Genomic DNA, 16,453 nt, shown 5'->3' with positions numbered 1-16,453 from the left:
ACTAACCCTATTTATTTTTACTTTGTAAGTATTATTTCCTTCATAGTGGCAAATCTTATCCGAGATAAAAGTATTGGTTTCTATTATTTTTTGTTGGTAATCGGCTTGGTTTTCTTTATTTTAGGTTTTATCAAACGATTGAAAACGAAATAAATTACTGATATAAAGCATTTATTTTTTGCCATAAAACATCGTCAAAATCAGACAGGGCCAGATTGGCATTGTCAGCAGCGTCACCCATTCTAATTACTACCATTTTCTTGCTTGGAATAACATAGATTTTCTGATCATCTTTACCTAATGCCATAAACATATCGTTTGGGGCAGATGGTATAATACTTCCAGGAATTGTAAGTTGGGATTGAGGTAAATGGTAACTGCTTTTTCCATTCAGCCACCATAAATAGCCATATCCTAAATTAATATTTTGAGAAGTCGTTGTTGCTTCGATAAAGTAGTTTTCATCCAAAATTACGGTGTTATCCCATTTTCCTTTGTTATACATCAATAGCCCAAAACGCGCCATACTTCTAGTGGTGCTTCCATAAACAGAATTATTGCCAGACTGGAACCAAGTACCGTCCATTCCTATTTTGTTTCTTAATTTTGCATTGAAATAATTACTCCAAGTTTGACCGGAAGCCTGCGCAATAACATCTTGTAATTTTACATATACATTATGATAGGCCCATCGCGTTCCTGCATCGGCTTTATATAGTAAACTTACAGGAGAAATATTATCACCATTAGCGATGTCATCGATACCAGAAGTCATGGTGAGTAAGTTTTTGCACGTAATTAGATTTTCTTTCGCTAATGTTTCGCTCGTCCAGTCTGTTCCAATGTATTGTGAAACTTTTGTATTGATATTCAAAAATCCTTCCTGTTGGGCTATACCCGTAAGTGTTGCTGTCAATGTTTTTCCAGCGCTTGCCCAATACCAATTGGTTGTTGCTGCATGTCCGTTAAAATAATTTTCCATTACAATTCGGCCATTGATTAGAATGATGAAACTTTTAGAGTGTTTCAGTTCTAAATAATCTAAAAGTGGCAGAACAGCTGTTTGTTTCCAACCCAAACTTGTAATTGATTTTGTTTCCCAAGTTGTACCTGTTAACGGTGGAAAGTAGAGTGTTTCTGTTGGTGTAGGAATGGGAGATGTGTCGGCAGATTCAGAGCTGCAACTCATGCACAAAAATGCGAAAAGCAGACTGTAGATTGTTTTAGACATGTTCTGGCTATTTGTAGTGTAAGATCAAAAATATAGAAAATAGTTTAATGGGTGTTGAGTTTTTTGTTTTTGTTTGAGTTTATTAAGTTTAACTTTGTCCTTAGAATTATGCTTCTTTTTAATTCGAATGCCTTAGCCCTGATTGTAACGTAAATCCTTTTTAACTGCTTTTGCAGCGGGTAAAAAGATTGGAGTAAAAAGCAGGAAATAGCTCCTAAAAAATAAATTAAATATGAAAAACACATTCAGCCTTCTTTTTATAGCACTCTTTTTTGTGGGATGTCAGCAAAAGATAAAGCCAGCCGATGTTGAGAAATTAAATGGGTATTGGGAAATTGAAATGGTTGCTTTTGATACTTTAAAAGATAAGGATTATAGTATCAATGAAAGCTATGATTACTTTGAAATAGATATAAATAATAAAGGAATTCGGAAGAAGGTAATGCCGCAATTAGACGGAACTTTTTTGGTGAATGATGCTTATGAAAACGTGACGGTACGATTCAGATACGACAAAATTTATATTGATTATTCGACTCCTTTTACGAAATGGAGTGAGGAGTTAATCACTTTAACAGATCATGAATTAGTGTTGCTAAATGCAGAAAAAACAGCATATCATTACAAGAAAACGGGACCAATAAATTTACTGGGAGATGGCAAAAAGGTTAAATAATCAAAGTACAGTAGGGGATGTTTTGAAACAAATTATCCAAGTAAACAAACTGCAACCCGGAATGGACCAGATTGACGTTAAAGACGCTTGGAAAAATCTCATGGGGAACGGTGTGAACAGTTATACGAATAATGTGGTTTTAAAAGGAAGCACGTTGTATGTGGAGCTAACTTCATCCGTATTAAGAGAGGAATTGAGTCACGGAAAATCAAAAATTGTGGCTATGATTAATGAGGAATTAAGGCGCGATGTAGTGAAGGATGTGGTTTTGAGATAGTGTAGAAGTGCTCATTATTCAGTTTTTAGTGATCTGTTTTGGTTTTTCGGTTCATAAAAAAATCCCGTTTTGAAACGGGATTTTTATTTTATTATAATTCGTAATTGTCAACTGTGACTGAAAACGGAATACTAGAACTGCTCTCTTCCAGCAAAATGGAACACACCTTCGATAGCTGCATTTTCATCACTATCAGATCCGTGAACTGCATTTTCTCCAATAGAAGTAGCGTATGCTTTACGGATAGTTCCTTCGGCAGCTTCAGCTGGATTTGTAGCACCAATTAAAGTTCTGAAATCTTCAATAGCATTTTCTTTTTCTAAAATAGCAGCAACAATTGGTCCTCTTGACATGAATTCTACTAATTCACCATAAAATGGTCTTGCAGCATGCACTTCATAAAATGCTTGCGCATCAGCTACAGTTAATTGCGTTAATTTCAAAGAAATAATTTTGAAACCTGCAGTAGTTATCATAGCAAGTATGTTTCCGATGTGTCCGTTAGCAACAGCATCAGGCTTAATCATTGTAAATGTTCTATTAGTAGCCATCTTTTTGTTTTTTAAATTTTGTGCAAAAATAGTATTTTTTTATTGATTATTTTTACAAATTCGGTACTCAAATAAAGGTTATCTGATTAAATTATAATAATATCAAAATTGTTGTCCAATGGTTTGAGTTGTTTGACGACTGTCGAAATTAGGTTTTCGCCGTATTCCAAATAAAATTCCGAAAAATTAGTTTGTCGTTCCTGTAAACTTTGGTTCGGGAATAACTCGTTTTGCAAGTCGGTAATGCGTTGTAATTGTTCTGTATATTTGCGTTTTTGGGCTTTTAATAACCTTCTTTCCAGATTTTCCAATCCTTTTAGTTGTTTCGCTTCCTGTGCTTTTACAGCTCCGGTAAAGGATTTGTCGGTTTGATGCACTAATGAGTGTAAATAATGAAATTGATTTTTTAAATGTTCTTTTTGGATGGTTAAATCAATAGGGAATTCTGAGAGCACTTTTACTTTGTCATTGATTAGATCTACTTGTTTGCTAAATAAAGCTGCCCAGGTCAAATCTAATTTATCGGCTTTTTTTGCTTGCTTTTCAGTTGCAAGGAGTACAGAATTTCTTAGCAAAAGTATAGGGAAAGTTATTTTTGCTGCAGCAAAAAAAGATTTTAGTTCTAGCCAATAGGCAATTTCTCCACCTCCGCCAATGTAGCATAGATTGGGCAAAATTACTTCCTGATATAACGGACGCATTATCACATTAGGACTAAATTTTTCAGGATGATTTTCTAAAAGTGATAAAATCTCACTTTCAGAAAACTCAATTTTTGTATGATTTACTTTGTAGGTCCCGTTTTCAAAGAGGATGCGTTCGCGTAAATCATCTTCTATGTAAAACAAATTGATTTCACGGGGATTCACTTGAACCGTGTAGTCTTTTAATTTTTCAACAGTTTCCAACACCAATTTATGGGAGGACTGGTGAAGTAATTCTTCTTTTACATAAGGAATGAAGTTGCGTTTTAAATCGGCATTATCCGCGTCCAAAATGACTAAGCCATACGCTCCAAAAAGTGCATTTGCCAAAAACCTCGTGGCATCGGCTAAATTATCATGATTAAGATAGGAATCTTCAAACAGTTTTTTGAGTGTATTTGCATTGGTGCTGGAACCTAATTCGAGCGCATATACTTTAAGAAAATCAGCTAAGCCTTCGCTGGACAATCGTCCAACGGGACCTGTGCTTTCTTTGTTCCAACGGAATTTTTTACCTTTAAAATTAAAATAATTGATTTCTTCAAAATCATGATCCTCGGTTGCCATCCAATAGATGGGAACAAAGTTATACGTTGGATATTTCGCTTTTAACTCAGTTGTTAAATTAATAGTCGAAATGATTTTGTACAAGAAATATAAAGGACCACTGAATAAATTCAATTGGTGGCCTGTAGTAACCGTAAATGTATTTGGACTGTTTAGAGATTGAATGTTTTGTTTGGTCAAAACAAAAGTTTCAATTGTAGCGTATTGTTTTTCTAAAACAGATACCAAAGTAGCTCTGGATCTATCATTAAAATTAGCTTGCTTTTCCAGTATTTGTCCTTCAAAGTTCTCAAGTGTTGGAAATCTGTTATATAAAGTTTGTAAATTTTTATTCGAGTCTAAATAATCATTCATCAAAGAAGAAAAATATCCGGAATTCTGATAGCTGATACAGTCGGTTGGCATATTATGAGTTTCTAAATTTGAGGCTAAAGTAAGAAAAAGTAAAGTTATGTTTTTTTGGTTTAAGATATGTTTAGGAAATGTCTATTTTTAAATTGCTAGGAATCCATTTTTAACCTTTATTTTTGCACAAAACTTATTTCTTTTGAAAACCAAATTATTCTTAATCACGCCTCCGTTTACCCAACTGAATACACCGTATCCGGCAACCGCTTACATCAAAGGGTTTCTGAATACCAAAAATATTGAATCTGTTCAAGCAGATTTGGGTATCGAAGTAATTTTGAAATTATTTTCGAAGGCTGGGTTAGAAAATTTATTTACTGTTGGAAGTTTAAAGTTCAAAAATGGAGAGATCTCTGACAATTTGAAACGTATTTTCGCTTTACAAGATGAATATCTAAAAACGATTGATCCCGTAATTGCTTTCCTTCAAGGAAAAAATCCAACCTTGGCACTTCAAATCTGTCAGGAAGATTTCTTGCCAGAAGCCTCGCGATTTGCACAATTAGAAGAACTGGATTGGGCTTTTGGGACTATGGGAACGCAGGACAAAGCGAAACACTTGGCGACTTTGTATCTCGAAGATATTTCTGATTTTATTGTAGAATGTGTCGATGCCAATTTTGGTTTCAGTCGCTATGCCGAACGTTTGGGGCGAAGCGCCAATTCTTTTGATGAATTGTACGAAGCTTTACAACAGAAGCCAACATATATTGACAACCTACTCCTTTCGATTTTAAAAGAACGAATTGAAACCATTCAACCTACATTATTCCTGATTTCGGTTCCTTTTCCTGGGAATTTATACAGTGCTTTTCGTTCGGCACAATGGGTCAAAAAGCAGTATCCGAATATCAAGATTTCTATGGGTGGCGGTTTCCCAAATACGGAATTGCGTTCCCTTTCGGATGCTCGTGTGTTTGAATTCTTTGATTTTATTACGTTGGATGATGGTGAAACACCCATTGAAGAATTAATTTTTAATATTGAAAATCTGGATTACAATTCCTACAAACGAACCTTTCTGTTGGAAGACGGAAAAGTCATTTACAAAAATAATTCCCTAAAACACGATTACAAACAATCCCAAGTGGGAACTCCCGATTATTCGGATTTGCTTTTGGATAAATACATTTCGGTTATCGAAATTGTGAACCCCATGCACCGTATGTGGAGTGATGGGAGATGGAATAAACTCACCATGGCGCACGGTTGTTATTGGGGGAAATGTACGTTTTGTGATATTTCTTTAGACTATATCAAAGTGTATGAACCTGTTGCTGCCAACTTGTTGTGCGACCGAATGGAAGAAATGATTGTGCAAACCGGGGAGAATGGGTTTCATTTTGTAGACGAAGCTGCACCTCCGGCATTGATGCGGTCTTTAGCGCTCGAAATCCTTCGCAGGAAATTAGCTGTTACCTGGTGGACCAACATTCGATTCGAAAAAAGTTTTACTAAAGATTTGTGTTTGCTGTTAAAGGCGTCTGGTTGTATCGCTGTTTCCGGTGGTCTTGAAGTGGCTTCGGATCGATTATTGAAATTGATTGACAAAGGCGTAACTGTCGAACAAGTGGCGAAAGTAACCCGAAATTTCACCGAAGCTGGCGTAATGGTGCATGCCTATTTAATGTATGGTTATCCGACGCAAACCATTCAGGAAACCGTAGACAGTCTCGAAATGGTTCGGCAATTATTTGAAGTTGGGGTATTACAATCTGGATTTTGGCATCAATTTGCGATGACTGCGCACAGTCCCGTGGGCTTATATCCGGAGAAATTTGGCGTGGTAAAAGAAACCGAAATTGTAGGAACTTTTGCTAATAATGATATTAATTATACAGATGCAACAGGAATCGATCATGATAAATTTAGTTTTGGACTCAAGAAATCTTTGTTCAATTTCATGCATGGAATCTGTTTTGATTATGAACTGCAGGATTGGTTTGATTTTAAAATTCCAAAGACTAAAATTTCACCTGATTTTATTTTTGACGCTTTACACGAAGAAGAGGATTTCAATAGTAAACCTACAGCCAAAATCGTTTGGTTAGGCGGGAAGCCGTTTACAGAACATTTTACCAAATCCAAAAAAGGGAATTCTTGGGAACTGATGACCTTAACTTTTCATGATAAAAAGGAAAGTTTCAGTATTCAAACCAATAAAAACGAAGGAGATTGGCTAGTAGAAATACTACAAAAAATCTCGGTTTCGAATGCTAAAATCCATACGTTTCAAGAAGTTAAAACTGATTTCGAAATACAATTGGAAGACTTTGAATTGTTTTGGTATTCAAAACCAGTTAAAACCCTTAGAGGATTTGGGTTGTTAGTTTTGTAATTATTGTTTTGCGAGACTATATTAAATTAGCATAAAACTTTCTTTTTTGCTTTACGAAAACGTTTTCTTTTACCTATTTTTACGTTTCTAAAATAGAAACAAATGAGTATTGGTTATAAAGTTAATGTAAACGACACTTTTCATTTTGATTTGGAAAAGGAAAGTGTTTCACAACTGGATGCAGTGAGTGTGGAAACGAATAAGTTCCATGTTTTACACGAAAACACTCCTTATCAAACGGAAATTATTACTTCTGATTTTCTTCAAAAAAAATATACTGTAAAGGTTAACAACAACACCTACACCGTTGCCATTTCAAATCCTTTGGATATTCTTATCAAAGAAATGGGGTTTGAAACGGGGCTTATTAAACAAGTCAATTTTATCAAAGCTCCAATGCCCGGATTAATCTTAGAAATCAGTGTTGTGGTTGGACAGACTGTAAAAGAGAATGATAACCTAATTATTTTGGGTGCTATGAAAATGGAAAACAGTTTTCTTTCTCCACGTGATGGCGTGATCAAAACCATATCAGTACTGATGGGAGATGCTGTAGATAAAGGTCAGTTGTTAATTGAATTCGAGTAACGAGAAAAAAGTAAGAAGCAAGAAGAAAGAACCAAGAAAATAGTTAGAGATAATTTATCTTGATTCTATCAGCGAAGCGGTCTGACTTCTTTTATCTATTTAAAATATGAAAAAATTATTAGTTGCCAATAGAGGGGAAATTGCCATCAGAGTGATGAAAACCGCACAAAAAATGGGCATTAAAACCGTAGCAGTTTATTCAACAGCTGACAGGAATGCGCCTCACGTAAAATTTGCCGATGAAGCCGTTTGGATTGGAGAAGCCCCTTCGAGTCAATCCTATTTATTAGGAAGTAAAATTATAGAGGTTGCCAAAGCCTTAAGCGTAGATGCCATTCATCCCGGTTATGGATTTCTGAGTGAAAATGCTGATTTTGCCGAAGAAGCCGAAAAAAATAATATCATTTTTATTGGTCCTAAGTCAAAAGCAATAAAAATTATGGGAAGTAAATTAGCGGCTAAGGAAGCCGTTAAGCAATACAATATCCCAATGGTTCCCGGTTTTGACCAAGCCATTACGGATGTTGAAAAAGCAAAAGTAGTAGCCAAGGAAATTGGTTTTCCTATTTTGATTAAAGCCTCTGCAGGTGGCGGTGGTAAAGGAATGCGTGTGGTAGAAGGTGAAGCTGATTTTGAATCCCAAATGGATCGTGCCATTAGTGAAGCAGTTGCTGCTTTTGGCGATGGTTCGGTTTTTATAGAAAAATATGTAGGTTCGCCAAGACATATTGAAATTCAAATTATGGCGGATAGTCATGGGAATGTTCTGTATTTATTCGAAAGGGAATGCAGCATACAACGTCGCCATCAAAAAGTAATTGAAGAAGCGCCTTCTTCGGTTTTAACGCCGGAATTGCGTAAAAAAATGGGGGAAGCGGCTGTTTTAGTTGCCAAATCCTGTGATTATTTAGGAGCAGGAACAGTCGAATTTTTATTAGACGAAAATAATAATTTCTATTTTCTGGAGATGAATACGCGTTTGCAGGTGGAACATCCTGTTACGGAATGGATTACCGGAACTGATTTAGTAGAACTGCAAATCAGAGTGGCAAGAGGAGAAGCATTAGCAATCAAACAGGAAGATTTAAAAATAAAAGGACACGCAATGGAATTGCGGGTGTATGCCGAAGATCCGATGAATGATTTTCTACCAAGCGTAGGTCATTTAGATGTATATCAATTACCAGTTGGCGAAGGTGTTCGTGTGGATAACGGGTTTGAACAAGGGATGGATATTCCCATTTATTACGATCCGATGTTGGCCAAATTAATTACTTATGGAGAAACTCGAGAAGAAGCGATTCAAATTATGCTCAAAGCTATTGAAGACTATCATATAGAGGGCGTTCAAACGACGTTACCATTTGGGAAATTTGTTTTTGAACACGAGGCCTTTCGTTCCGGGAACTTTGACACGCATTTCGTAAAGAACTATTACAACGCCGATGTATTGAAAAACAAAATGGCACAAGAAGCTGAAATCGCTGCTTTGGTGGCGTTGAAACAATATTTTGAAGATCAGAAAATCGTTCGCTTACCAATTCAATAAAGTATGGAATCTAAAATAAAAATATTAAATGATAAAATTGCCGAAGCTCATTTGGGTGGAGGTAAAAAACGCATTGAAAAACAACATTCAAATAAAAAACTAACGGCGAGAGAGCGCGTCGAGTATTTGATGGACGAAGATTCTTTTGAAGAAATCGGGATGTTGGTCACGCACCGAACATCTGATTTTGGAATGGAAAAAGAACTGTATTATGGTGATGGAGTCATTACAGGATACGGAACTATAAATGGAAGATTGGTTTATATTTTTGCTCAGGATTTCACGGTTTTTGGCGGATCTCTATCTGAAACGCATGCCGAAAAAATTTGTAAAGTCATGGATATGGCTGTTAAAATGGGAGCACCTATGATTGGACTCAACGATTCCGGTGGAGCGCGTATTCAAGAAGGTGTTCGTTCTTTAGGCGGATATGCCGATATTTTTTACAGAAACGTACAAGCCAGTGGTGTGATTCCACAAATTTCGGCTATCATGGGACCCTGCGCCGGTGGAGCGGTATATTCTCCCGCAATGACTGATTTTACCATGATGGTCGAAGACACCAGTTATATGTTTGTCACAGGGCCAAATGTGGTAAAAACCGTAACCAATGAAACGGTAACTTCGGAAGAATTGGGAGGCGCTAGCACGCATTCTACTAAATCTGGTGTCGCACACTGCACATCGGCGAATGATGTAGAATGTCTAGAAGATCTCAAACGCTTATTGAGTTATTTGCCACAAAGTAACAAAGAGAAACCTCAAAACTTACCTTATGTACTGAATGACGAGATCCGTACTAAATTAGCGACTATTATTCCGGACAATCCAAACAAACCGTACGATATGCACGAGGTGATTGGTGGGATTATCGACGAAGAATCATTTTTTGAAATTCATAAAAATTATGCCGAAAATATTCTGGTAGGCTTTGCCCGATTGGGAGGAAAAAGCATTGGAATTATAGCCAACCAACCAATGATTTTAGCCGGTTGTCTGGATGTGAACAGTTCGAAAAAAGCAGCGCGATTCACCCGTTTTTGCGATTGTTTTAATATTCCGTTATTGGTATTGGTAGATGTCCCGGGGTTTTTGCCGGGAACGGATCAGGAGTGGAGCGGAATAATTGTTCATGGAGCTAAATTACTGTATGCTTTAAGTGAAGCAACCGTACCGAGAGTAACCGTGATTACCCGCAAAGCGTATGGTGGCGCATATGATGTGATGAACTCGAAACACATTGGTGCCGACATGAATTTTGCCTGGCCAACTGCTGAAATTGCCGTAATGGGAGCTAAGGGAGCCTCAGAAATTATCTTCAAGAAAGAAATCAATGAAGCCGAAGACCACGAGGCAAAACTTTTGGAAAAAGAAGCCGAATATGCTGATTTGTTTGCCAATCCCTATACAGCAGCCCAACGTGGTTTTGTGGATGAGGTTATCTTACCTCAGGATACTAGACGCAAATTAATAAAAGCCTTTAGTATGCTCGAAAATAAAGTAAGCGTAACACCTAATAGAAAACATGGAAATATTCCTTTGTAGTAATTTATAGAAATTGAAAAACCACCTGATGAAGGTGGTTTTTTGTGTTAATTTAAGTTTTTGTATTTAAAGTTAAAAAACCAGTAGATGTTTTTTAGTGCCTTTTCAAATTTTAGTATCTTCCGCAACTGACTGAAAAAACTTAGATTGTAGTTTCGACTAAAGCCGGTTAGACGATGTGGGAAGGCCCTTATGGCGACTGGGGTTCCCGAAAATATTTATTAACAAGTTTACATCAGAGTTTGAAACGTATGAATCTGGATTATGTGGATATTTTTTATTCACATCGTTTTGATCCGGAAGCCTCTTTGGAAGAAACCATGATGGCTTTGGATTATGCCGTACGAAGCGGGAAAGCATTATATGCGGGAATTTAGAATTATAATGTGGAACAAACTTGGGACGCTACTGAAATCTTGAAACGATTTGGATCGCCTTGCTTGATTCATCAGGCTAAATATTCGATGTTTGTTAGAGAGTTAGAAGCAGGTTTGTTAGATGTTCTGGATGAAAAAGGTGGGCTGTATTGCTTTTTTTCCTTTGGCTCAAATGGCTTTGGCTTGGCTGTTAAAAGATAACCGAATTACTTCGGTTTTAATTGCCGCCAATTCTGTTAGCCAATTGAATAATAATATAGACAGTTTGCAGAATTTAATTTTTTATAGTGCTGAATTAGAGTAAATTGAGAATGTGTCCGTATAATATAACGCCAGCGGAAGTTGCTCATTAGGGAAAATAAAATAGAGAATTAAATGATTTAAGTGGTTCGTAAAAGGTATTTCATTATAAAATTTGCTCATATTAGAGTAAGAGTACAAGTAGAAAAATAGGAAAAATTATGTTTCAGAAAGCACATCCTGTTAAAAAGTATATTGTTGATTAATAAAATGTTATAACTAAACATTTCATTTGTTTAAAGGAGAGCATTTTTTTTTACGGTAAAAAAAAACTAACTTCGCCTACAAAAAGCAGTTTTATTTCTTACAAAACAACAGGTAAGATGTTTTATTTTTCTATTTTTATTTGCCCTATTTTATGAAGAAATTATTTAATTTAAATACATATTTAAAGTTATTATTATTGATAGTTTCTTCAACTGTTCTTTTTTTTATTCTCTATATTTCATTATTTCTTTATACTGTTCAGGAAGAACAGCACTTTTATAAAACTACCTATGATCAATACAATAATGAGGTAAAATCGCTCTTCAGACTCAACTCTAAAACACATACCGCAACACTTATTGATGTTACGTTTTGGGACGATCTGGTAAGTTATACGGGGCATAAAGATGAAAAATGGTATGAGAAATATATACTAAGTGAATTTGATTCCTATGATGTAGATTACATTGGAATCTATAGTTTAGACCAGAAAATTATAAATAATACCAATTCGAATAAGATTAAAAATTTTGATTTTATCTCAAAAGAGATGATGTCAGCACTTTATAAGTCTAAATTAAAAAAGTTTTATATTAAATTACCCGAGGGGATTGTTGAGGTTTTTGGAGCAACAATTCATCCGTCAAATGATCCTAAAAAAAATAAAACAAAACCATCCGGCTATTTTTTTATGGCCAGACTTTTAGACGAATCTTTTTTTACTTCTTTAGGTATTATCAGTAGTTCAAAAGTAAATTTGGCTTCAATTGATTATACAGTCAATACTGAAGAAGATTTTATAACTGTTGGACTTGATTTGAAAGATTGGAAAAATAAAGTGGTGGGAAAAGTACTTTTTAAAAGGCCTTTCAATTTAAATTACAGCAAAACGAAAGAAATCCTCTTGATAGTTGTAATTGCCTCCTTGATTAATATTTTAATTTTTATCTATTGTACAAAAAAATGGGTTTGTAATCCCTTGAGATTAGTTAAAAATATTTTGGAAAATGGTGATGCTCATTCAATAATTAATTTGAGAAAATTCAAAGGTGAGTTTGGTTACATTGGAAATCTTTTTGAAGACAATAGTAATCAGCGCAAGCAGTTAGAAATTTCAAAACAAAAAGCAGAAGAAAGCGATACCTTAAAATCCTCTTTTTTAGCTAATTTATCACATGAAATTAGAACTCCCATGAATGCTATTGTTGGATTTAGTGATTTACTCATGGATAATAATCGCACAGAAACAGAGCGTCTGGAATATCTTAACATCATTAAAAATAGTGGGAATAACTTAGTTTTAATTATTGAGGATTTAATTGAGATGTCTAAGATTGATGCGAAACAAATAGCACCCAATTACAAGAAGATAGATTTAGATAAATGTATTGAAGACGTGTACAATTCAATCAAGATTACGATCCCAAAAGATAAACATATTGAATTTTATATTGTTGAAAACAACGATAAATACCTAAAGAATATAATTACAGATGAAACCAAATTAAAACAGATTATTGTAAATCTAATTACAAATTCAATAAAATTTACCGAGAAAGGATTTGTATCCTTTGGCTATATAATTAATAAAGAAAAAGGAATTTTAGAGTTCACCATAGCAGACTCTGGAATAGGAATTAGTGACGATTATTTGAAAGTTATTTTTGATCGTTTCAGAAGAATTGAAGGAAGTGCTGCTATTGATAGTACTGGGTTAGGATTGGGTTTGTCAATTACGAAAGCGTATGTAGAATTGTTGGGCGGAGAAATTGAAGTAAAATCAACTATTGGATCTGGATCGGTATTTACAGTTAGATTACCATTATTGTATGATCAAACTGTTGAAAAGATTACCCCAAGGAAGAGGATCCCCTTTTCAGGAAATTATGAGAATGAAATTATTTTAATTGCGGAAGATGATACTATAAATTTTTTGCTCTTAAAGAAAATTATTGAATCAAAAAAATACACTGTTTTACGTGCTTTTAATGGTCAGGAAGCGGTAACTATTTGTACTGAAAATCCGGACATCAGTTTGGTTTTTATGGATATAAAAATGCCTGTTTTAAACGGATTCGAAGCGTTTGAACAAATAAAATTAGTTAAACCGGAACTTCCAATTGTTGCTCAGACTGCTTATTCTTCCATAGAAGACAGAGATAAAATTATGCAATTCGGTTTTATTGACTACATTACAAAACCAATTGATAAAGAAAAAATATTCGAATTGTTAGATGCTGTTTTGATGGAAATCAATTCATAAAAAAAAAGGTAAATTTAATACCGTTCCTTGTCTGCTAAATTTTTTTATAAAGGGATAGCAGACAAGGAACGGTATTAAGTTTAATTTTTCAATTTGTATGTTGTTCAAAATCAATATTCTTTTTTATTTGATTTTTTCATATTGAATAATTCAATTTTATATTATTTGAATATTAATCTTGGATTTTTGAAACTACATTTACAAAAATATAAACTTATAAAGGCAATGTTGTTTAAATCGATAAATCCATACACAAAAGAAATTATAGCGGAATATGAAGTGCTAACGAATGCAGGACTCCAAAAAAAAATTGAATTATCTGAAGGTGCTTTTAAAAAATGGAGTGTTACTTCCTTTCAAGAAAGAGCCGATAAGATGAGAAAGCTAGCTTTTGTTTTAAGAGCCAGTAAGGAAAAATTAGCCCTTCTGATTACAAGTGAAATGGGCAAAATTTTATCTGAGAGCTTTGCTGAAGTAGAAAAATCTGCAGAAAATTGTGATTTTTATGCAGAGCATGCGGAGCAAATGCTTAAAGAAGTTTATTATGACACTCCTTTCAAGAGTATGTCTGTTTACGACCCGATGGGTGCTGTTTTTGCAATTATGCCTTGGAATTATCCTTTTTGGCAAGTACTTCGTTATGCTGTTCCAACAATTATGGCGGGGAATGTGACACTTTTAAAACATGCATCAAATGTTATTGGCTGTGCTAAAGCCATTGAAAATGTGTTTCTAGAAGCAGGATTTCCGGAAGGTGTTTTTCAACAAATAAGCATTAATATATCTCAAGTCGAGAGTGTAATTGCTTCGAATATTGTTTGTGGCGTTACCCTAACAGGAAGTGAGATGGCAGGTTCTTCTGTTGCAGCATTAGCAGGTAAACATATTAAAAAGTCAGTAATGGAATTAGGTGGCTCAGATGCTTTTATAGTTTTAAATGATGCAAATCTTGAGAAAGCAACTACAATAGCCACTCAATCTCGAATGTTAAACGCAGGACAGGCATGTATTTGTGCCAAACGTTTTATCGTTACTGAAAAAGTAGCTGACGAATTTGCAGCGCTTTTTGCTCAAAAAATTCAATCGCTGCAACAAGGAAATCCTTTGCAAAAAGAAATTCAAATGGGGCCTTTGGCTCGCTTGGATTTTGCAGATAAATTAGCCAGCCAGTTGGAAAAATCATTACAGCAAGGAGCAAAACTAATAGTAGGAGGTGGTCGTGAGCATTGTAATTTTGAACCCACTTTAATTGATTTTGTGAATTCTGACAATATTGCATTTCAGGAAGAAACCTTTGGACCTTTGGCAACTATTATTAGAGCTAAAGATGAAAATGATGCCATTATGATAGCAAATAATCACCGGTACGGATTGGCATCTGCAATTTGGACAGAAGATCGCGAGCATGCCTATAAGCTCGCAAGAAAACTTGAAGCAGGAAACGTTTTTGTGAATTCACTAGTTCGTTCTGATTCCAGAGTTCCTTTTGGTGGAATTAAAAAATCAGGATATGGTAGAGAACTCGGCACCATAGGAATCAAAGAATTTATGAACATGAAATCATTAGTTATCGAATAACTGTATTTGATATGGATTTCAATAAAAAAATCGAGAATTGGAGTTGTTTTTGAAACAAATCTGTTCTCGATTTTTTATTTAATCTATCTCTGCTTATAAAGGTGTCAATTTTGGAAATAATTAATTGTTTTACATCTTACTAATAGGTGAACGTAATTGCTTTTAAATTTTTTGGAGTATTAGAAAGAATTACGATAAATGGATGTCCTTTAAGTGCGGCCTTTTGTTTTAATCTTTTTTCACCATTTTCAGAAAACGATAGCGGAGTTTCTCCTTTGGTCCCTCCATAAAAACTAGTTATTATCCCAGATTCCTTCAAGCCATTTGTCTGATTCTTTTTTAGTATAATGATTTTTGTATAATCTAGTTTACCTTTCAGCTGAATTTTTTCAGTTATCATTTGAGTATAACTTTGTGATCTTTCCTTTAATTGGGCCACTGCATATTGACTCATTGTCTTTTCTTCAGTGCTTTTGGCTAAAGTATAATGTACTAAACTAGCTTCTGTTTTAATAAAGTTTATATCGATTATTCCTCCATCATGTTTAATAATTTGATGGGTTTGCGCCATTAATGAATTGGTAAATAAAATCAGCAACGTTAGGAATATATTTCTCATGTTTTTAGATAGTAGTAAATAGGTATGACCTTGTTTTTTTAATAAGGGCATAAATAAATATGTTAATAATTTTTATTTAAAATTAGGAATTAAACTATTTCTGGAGGCGTCGTACGATATATTAGTACAAACTCTTTAACATTGAATGAATAAAAAGAAATTTTTTTTGTTTCCTAAAGCGTAGTGCTCTAAAGAAGTGATACTTTCCATTGAATTTATAAAAAGTGTTTCTAATTTACTCTCGAAATTATTTTCTTCAGAATTTTTATTGTTTTGCTCGTGTAAAATGCATGCACCTGTGATTATTAAAAATAATTAAATTTTTTCACTCATCCAAACACAGAAAAAAATGAAAAATAATAGTGAAAAATAAAATTTAATTAATAATTGAATCATATTTTAAATATAATAAAAATGAAATTATACAGTATTAAAATTTTCATAAAAAGAAAAATAAAAACGGTTTGTGTTTGTTTAAACCCGTATAAATAAAACATGAGTTCTGTAAAAGGAAGATTAATTTATTTGTATTTTTCTAACACATACAGGAGTAAAATATTAAAACATATTTATAATTATTTGTCAATTGGGTTTAAAAAAAAGGGGTTGTTTTTTAAATTTTTATTTTTTTTAGATTTTTTACGTCTTTTTTATATTTTTTTAAATGTTTGTCGC

General features: G+C 34.2%; 12 protein-coding genes and 1 pseudogene. 9 read left to right on the top strand and 4 right to left on the bottom strand.

The window, feature by feature from the left end; genetic code table 11:
- Nucleotides 1-154 precede the first annotated feature (154 nt).
- Nucleotides 155-1,231, bottom strand: a complete 1,077-nt coding sequence (locus tag AC0608_RS13045) for a serine hydrolase domain-containing protein (protein WP_478289365.1) — start codon at nucleotides 1,229-1,231, stop codon at nucleotides 155-157.
- A 232-nt stretch (nucleotides 1,232-1,463) separates the two neighbouring features.
- On the opposite strand from AC0608_RS13045, the gene AC0608_RS13040 reads away from it, so the two are divergent.
- Together AC0608_RS13040 and AC0608_RS13035 are read left to right on the top strand one after the other, a co-directional pair.
- Nucleotides 1,464-1,907, top strand: coding sequence for a lipocalin family protein (locus AC0608_RS13040; RefSeq protein WP_478289364.1), 444 nt, complete (start codon nucleotides 1,464-1,466; stop codon nucleotides 1,905-1,907).
- Complete coding sequence (locus AC0608_RS13035) at nucleotides 1,888-2,184, top strand: DciA family protein (protein WP_417959492.1); 297 nt, start codon at nucleotides 1,888-1,890, stop codon at nucleotides 2,182-2,184. Before AC0608_RS13040 ends, AC0608_RS13035 begins: the two co-directional genes overlap by 20 nt.
- A gap of 131 nt (nucleotides 2,185-2,315) precedes the next feature.
- Here AC0608_RS13035 and AC0608_RS13030 read toward each other — a convergent pair whose 3' ends face one another.
- Nucleotides 2,316-2,735 (bottom strand): nucleoside-diphosphate kinase, encoded by a 420-nt coding sequence (locus AC0608_RS13030; protein WP_478289363.1) that lies wholly within the window; start codon nucleotides 2,733-2,735, stop codon nucleotides 2,316-2,318.
- A gap of 86 nt (nucleotides 2,736-2,821) precedes the next feature.
- On the bottom strand, nucleotides 2,822-4,411 hold the full coding sequence (bshC, locus tag AC0608_RS13025; protein ID WP_478289362.1) for a bacillithiol biosynthesis cysteine-adding enzyme BshC: 1,590 nt from the start codon (nucleotides 4,409-4,411) through the stop codon (nucleotides 2,822-2,824).
- 142 nt (nucleotides 4,412-4,553) lie between these two features.
- Here bshC and AC0608_RS13020 point away from each other — a divergent pair, with 142 nt between their 5' ends.
- From AC0608_RS13020 to AC0608_RS12990, 7 genes and pseudogenes are all read left to right on the top strand, one after another.
- Entirely contained in the window at nucleotides 4,554-6,752 is a 2,199-nt protein-coding gene (locus AC0608_RS13020) for a B12-binding domain-containing radical SAM protein (protein WP_478289361.1), read from the top strand.
- Nucleotides 6,753-6,854: 102 nt separating this feature from the next.
- Nucleotides 6,855-7,340 (top strand): acyl-CoA carboxylase biotin carboxyl carrier protein subunit, encoded by a 486-nt coding sequence (locus tag AC0608_RS13015; RefSeq protein WP_478289360.1) that lies wholly within the window; start codon nucleotides 6,855-6,857, stop codon nucleotides 7,338-7,340.
- 106 nt (nucleotides 7,341-7,446) lie between these two features.
- Complete coding sequence (accC, locus tag AC0608_RS13010) at nucleotides 7,447-8,889, top strand: acetyl-CoA carboxylase biotin carboxylase subunit (RefSeq protein ID WP_478289359.1); 1,443 nt, start codon at nucleotides 7,447-7,449, stop codon at nucleotides 8,887-8,889.
- Between the two features lie 3 nt (nucleotides 8,890-8,892).
- Nucleotides 8,893-10,434 (top strand): acyl-CoA carboxylase subunit beta, encoded by a 1,542-nt coding sequence (locus tag AC0608_RS13005; protein ID WP_478289358.1) that lies wholly within the window; start codon nucleotides 8,893-8,895, stop codon nucleotides 10,432-10,434.
- Nucleotides 10,435-10,580: 146 nt separating this feature from the next.
- Nucleotides 10,581-11,115, top strand: a pseudogene (locus tag AC0608_RS13000) (aldo/keto reductase); the annotation flags it as partial.
- Between the two features lie 399 nt (nucleotides 11,116-11,514).
- Nucleotides 11,515-13,581 (top strand): ATP-binding protein, encoded by a 2,067-nt coding sequence (locus AC0608_RS12995; protein WP_478289357.1) that lies wholly within the window; start codon nucleotides 11,515-11,517, stop codon nucleotides 13,579-13,581.
- 186 nt (nucleotides 13,582-13,767) lie between these two features.
- Entirely contained in the window at nucleotides 13,768-15,159 is a 1,392-nt protein-coding gene (locus AC0608_RS12990) for an NAD-dependent succinate-semialdehyde dehydrogenase (protein WP_478289356.1), read from the top strand.
- 139 nt (nucleotides 15,160-15,298) lie between these two features.
- On the opposite strand, the gene AC0608_RS12985 is transcribed toward AC0608_RS12990, so the two are convergent.
- The gene (locus tag AC0608_RS12985; protein ID WP_478289355.1) at nucleotides 15,299-15,778 is read right to left on the bottom strand and encodes a hypothetical protein; all 480 of its coding nucleotides are present in this window, start codon (nucleotides 15,776-15,778) and stop codon (nucleotides 15,299-15,301) included.
- Between the last annotated feature and the right edge of the window lie 675 nt (nucleotides 15,779-16,453).

The sequence above is a fragment of the Flavobacterium sp. GNP008 genome, from assembly GCF_056428965.1.
The sequence above is the reverse complement of the archived record's forward strand: the minus strand, read 5'-3'. Positions and strand labels throughout refer to the sequence as shown.